Source organism: Synechococcus sp. PCC 6717 (genome assembly GCF_022698185.1).
GTDB classification, from domain to species: domain Bacteria; phylum Cyanobacteriota; class Cyanobacteriia; order Thermosynechococcales; family Thermosynechococcaceae; genus Thermosynechococcus; species Thermosynechococcus lividus.
In genome coordinates, this window is record NZ_JAKLTV010000069.1 from 1 (window position 1) to 1,352 (window position 1,352).

The 1,352-nt window shown below is 49.3% G+C and carries 2 protein-coding genes; one reads left to right on the forward strand and one right to left on the reverse strand.

Annotated elements, in window-relative coordinates; translation table 11 throughout:
• The coding region (tnpA, locus tag L5470_RS13370) for an IS200/IS605 family transposase (RefSeq protein ID WP_499500261.1) at positions 1–203 on the reverse strand (203 nt) is incomplete at its 3' end.
• Between the two features lie 57 nt (positions 204–260).
• Between tnpA and L5470_RS13375 the strand changes: the two genes are divergently transcribed.
• Positions 261–1,352: RNA-guided endonuclease InsQ/TnpB family protein (locus L5470_RS13375; RefSeq protein ID WP_499500262.1), on the forward strand; the 1,092-nt coding region annotated here is incomplete at its 3' end.

Below are 1,352 nucleotides of genomic sequence, written 5' to 3' on the forward strand. Positions count from 1 at the left end.
GGGCAGTTAACAAAGAGGTGGACATGATCCGGTTCAATTGCCAACGACACAACTTGACAATCAATCTCCTCTGCTGCTTCCCATATCAACTGCCTGCACCGATTTGCTATTTCTCCCCGTAAAACAGGTCTACGCCGCCGAGGAATCCAGACAAAGTGATAGTTCAGCAAATACGTTGCATTGCGGCTTTTCTGGTAGTCCATAGTTCACCGGTTTGTCTATCTGTGCTACGCTGCAGACAATTGTTGCATAAACTCACCATGTTTGGATGTCAGCAAGTTTTGCTCAACCCCAATAACGAACTTAAGGGGGTGATGGAATTTGTCTGCTCTGAGGCAAACAAGCTAACCAATCAGGGCATCTACTATGCTCGTCAACTGCACTTTAAGACCGGGCAGTGGATTGGCAAGCATAGCCTGAGTTACGAATACAAGACCAGTAAGCACTTCCAAGCTCTTTACTCCCAGGCTGCACAGCAAACCTTGATTTCGGTCTACGAGTCGTTTAAGTCCTACCGAGCATTGTTGAAACTGTGGCGAGGTGGAGAACTGGCAGAGAAACCCAGGATGCCAAATTACCGCAAGAAGGGAGGGTTGGCAGTAGTCAGCTATCCCAAACAAGCGCTGAAGTTGGTTGATGGGATGATCCGGGTTCCGCTGGGGCAGTTAGTGAAAGTGTGGTTTCAGATTGATTCGTTCACTGTCCCCATGCCCTCCAATCTCAAATTTGAGGACATCAAGGAACTGCGGATTCTGCCGCGCAATGGGTGTTTCTACACTGAGTTTGTCTATCGGCTGAAACCTGTTCAGGCTGATGTAGACCCGATGCGGGCGCTGGGCATCGATTCGGGATTAAACAACTGGCTCACCTGCGTTAGCAATGTGGGAACCAGCTTCATTGTGGATGGACTGCACCTGAAATCGTTGAACCGCTGGTACAACAAGCAAATTGCCAAACTGAAAGAAGGTAAGCCTCAAGGCTTTTGGTCAAAGCGACTGGCACAACTCACTGAGAAGCGCAATCGGCAGATACGTGATGCAGTGAACAAAGCGGCCAGGATTGTGATTGACCATTGCACCCGTAACCGGATTGGTCGGATTGTATTTGGCTGGAACCCGCGGCAAAAGGACGGTTCCAACCTAGGCAAGAAGACCAATCAGAAGTTTGTGCAGATCCCAACTGCGAGACTGAAAGAGCGGATTGCTCAGTTAGCGGAGCAGTACGGGATAGAGTTTGTTGAAACTGAGGAGTCGTATACCTCTCAAGCATCGTTTGTGGATGGTGACTTTTTGCCGACATTCGGTGAAAAACCTGATAGCTGGAAGTCATCGGGGAAGCGGACGAAGCAGATC